4 protein-coding genes are annotated in these 2,741 nt (G+C 64.9%); 2 read left to right on the top strand and 2 right to left on the bottom strand.

Features of this window, described 5'->3' with window-relative positions; all coding sequences use genetic code 11:
* Together EN738_RS36015 and EN738_RS33160 are read left to right on the top strand one after the other, a co-directional pair.
* The coding region (locus EN738_RS36015) for a hypothetical protein (protein WP_210214103.1) at positions 1-261 on the top strand (261 nt) is incomplete at its 5' end.
* Positions 262-566: 305 nt separating this feature from the next.
* Positions 567-926 carry a metalloregulator ArsR/SmtB family transcription factor gene (locus tag EN738_RS33160; RefSeq protein WP_127287233.1) on the top strand — a complete coding sequence of 120 codons (360 nt, stop codon included), beginning with the start codon at positions 567-569 and terminating at the stop codon, positions 924-926.
* A 127-nt stretch (positions 927-1,053) separates the two neighbouring features.
* Here the strand turns inward: EN738_RS33160 and EN738_RS33165 are convergent, their stop codons facing one another.
* A complete protein-coding gene (locus EN738_RS33165; protein ID WP_127287234.1) occupies positions 1,054-1,857 on the bottom strand; it encodes an ABC transporter permease in 804 nt (267 codons plus the stop codon).
* Positions 1,858-1,861: 4 nt separating this feature from the next.
* Positions 1,862-2,695, bottom strand: a complete 834-nt coding sequence (locus tag EN738_RS33170) for an ABC transporter permease (RefSeq protein WP_127287235.1) — start codon at positions 2,693-2,695, stop codon at positions 1,862-1,864.
* Between the last annotated feature and the right edge of the window lie 46 nt (positions 2,696-2,741).

Raw genomic sequence — 2,741 nt, forward strand, 5'->3', positions numbered from 1 at the left:
GCGGGCGCGATCAGGCACATTCCGAGCGCACAGCAGCTCGGCCGCCTGCTGTGCGCTCGAAATGTGCCTGATCGCGCCCGCGACGCCCACCGAAACCGTGACCGGCCTCGAAAACCAACCCTGGGTCATGTTGGAACCCTCACTGCCTTCAACCATCCAAAACGCGGGAACGGCCGCGAGGTTTCATTGCCCTTCTCAACAGCCCGTGAGGTCGGCATTGCCGATGCATCCGGCCCTTGCTTCACCGTCTCGGAGCGGTGAGGGCGCTGCGACGACACGCAAAAAATCGTTATATTGTTGCTGAAAGAGCGCCGTGCTGGTACTTCTTGGCGGCGCGGGTTCGGAAGTTTGCGAATCTGCGCCGGCTCGCGCCGCTTTCCAAGGCGCGTGGGTCGTCCCGGCCATGATCCCGAATGGTGGCAACCGATTCTTCGAGAAGGATCATGGTCAAACAAGAAGCAGAGCTCCGTTCCGATACCGTCGGGATGGTTCGCTCAGGTAACGCTCTGGATGTCTGATGCCATTGCCCCCGTGGCTTCGGAAGAGCACGAAGTATGGGGAAATCGATGGTCTCGAAGGAACTCACTTCCAACGCCGAAACCGCGGCCGCATTTCTGACCGTGATGGGCAACGGGAAGCGGCTTATGATCATGAACTATCTGGCTGCGGGCGAACTCTCGGTCGGCACTCTCGCCGAGAAGGTCGACCTCAGCCAGTCTGCCCTGTCGCAGCATCTTGCTAAGCTGCGCAGGTTTGGCCTGGTCGAAACCCGCCGCGACCGGCAGATGGTCTATTACTCCTGCAAGTCGGCCGCGGCGCGCGAGCTGCTCGCCTTGCTGGATGGCCTGCTGGCGACCGAGCGACCGCTCGCCGGCCAGCACCGGCAGTATGTCGCCGAAAGGCAGCGCCGGCCGCAGGCGGCCTGAACAGGCACGCCTGGCGCTCCCGCCGCGCCCGGCAGCCTGTCGATCCCGTGACAGGGCACCGGCCTTCCAGGCCGGTGCCGATGTCGTGTCTGCCTTTTGCCCTGTTTCCGTGAAGCGGTGAATCGCTCTACGGCGCTGCGCGCCTGGTCACCACGCTCCTCACCGCAAGCACCAGCACGGTGATGATGATCAGGATCACCGAGAGCGCGGCGATCGCCGGATCGATGTTGTCGCGCAGCCCCATCCACATCAAGCGAGGCAGCGTGATCGCGTTGACCGAGGTGATGAACAGCGTCACGCCGATCTCCTCCCAGGACAGCACGAAGGAGAGCAGCGCAGCGGTGACGATGCCGAACTTGATGTTGGGCATGATGATACGCGTCGCGCGCTCCCACACGCTGGCGCCGAGGCCGCGCGCGGCGAGGTCGATGCGGCGGTCGAGCTGGCTGAGCGAGACCAGAATCAGCACCGTCGCGAAGGGCACCGTCATCACCGAATGCGCCATCGCCACGCCGAGCCAGGTGTCGTAGCCGAAGAACGAGCTCGCCCCCGAGATCGAGGTCAGCAGGAAGTAGAGCGTGATCGCCGACACCACCGGCGGCACCACCATCGGCAACAGCACGAAGCCGACGAGTGCGGCTGTGAAGCGCGGCTGGAACATCCACACCCCAAGGCCGAAGCACAGCGCCAGCACGGTCGAGATGGCGCTGCTGACCACGCCGATCCGGATCGACAGCAGGATGGCGTCGATCCAGCGTGGATCCTCGTAGAGCGATCGGTAGTGGCGCAGCGACAGCTCGCCCGACGGCATTGCCAGCATCCGGCTCGGCGTCAGCGACACCGGGATGACGGCAAGCAGCGGCAGCAGCTGGAACAGCGCCACCAGCACGGCGAGGATCAGCGAGACGGGACCGGGACGATAGGTCGGCATCGCGCTACACCAGCTGCTTCGGTTTGACGTAGCGGAACAGGAGCGCCATCAGCGCGCCGACGAACAGCACCAGCACGACGCTGATCGCCGCGCCCAGCCCCCAGTCCGGGCTCTGGAAGATGCGCAGATAAATCAGCTCGGCGATCATCACGCTGCGGCCGCCGCCGAGGATCGCCGGCGTGACGAAGAAGCCCAGCGAGAAGACGAAGACGATCATCGCCGAGCCGATGATGCCGGAGCGCGTCATCGGCACGAACACTGTCCAGAAGGTGCGCATGCGGCTGGAGCCCAGCCCGCGCGCCGCGAGCAGCACGCGCTCGTCGAGGCTGCGCATGGCCGATGCCAACGGAAACACCGCGAAGGGGATGAGAAAATGCGTCATGCCGACAATGACGCCGAATTCGTTGCGCACCAGGGTGAGCGGCTCGGAAATGAAGCCCACCGACTGCAGCCAGGTGTTGATCAGGCCGCGGTTGGAGAGCAGCGCCACCCAGCCGAAGGCGCGCGTCAGCACCGAGATCCAGAACGGCACCAGGATGCAGAATTCGGCGAGCACGCGCTGCGCCGGACTGCCGCGCACCCACACCGCGGTGATGGCATAGGCGGCGGTGACCGACACCAGCGTGACGATGAGCGCGATGCGCAGCGTGCGGATGAACACCGACTGCACCAGCGGGTCGGTCGCGAGCGCGCCATATAGGCCGAGCCCCGGCGTCGGTAGAGTGAAGCTCCACTTCACCACGCCGAGAAACGGCCAGGCATAGGCAAGGATCAGAAACAGGAGCAGCGGCGCCATCAACAGCGCCGCGCCCGTCCTGTCGGAGAGGGTGCCTCTCATGTCAGCCAGAAAATCTCCGCCCGATCAGGCGGAGATGATCTTGGTG

The organism is Mesorhizobium sp. M4B.F.Ca.ET.017.02.2.1 (assembly GCF_003998955.1).
Classification (GTDB): domain Bacteria; phylum Pseudomonadota; class Alphaproteobacteria; order Rhizobiales; family Rhizobiaceae; genus Mesorhizobium; species Mesorhizobium abyssinicae.

Bases quoted from the DNA above. Each gene is read 5' to 3' on its own strand.
- EN738_RS33160 (WP_127287233.1), top strand. From the start codon at position 567: ATGGTCTCGAAGGAACTCACTTCCAACGCCGAAACCGCGGCCGCATTT.
- EN738_RS33165 (WP_127287234.1), bottom strand. From the start codon at position 1,857: ATGCCGACCTATCGTCCCGGTCCCGTCTCGCTGATCCTCGCCGTGCTG.
- EN738_RS33170 (WP_127287235.1), bottom strand. From the start codon at position 2,695: ATGAGAGGCACCCTCTCCGACAGGACGGGCGCGGCGCTGTTGATGGCG.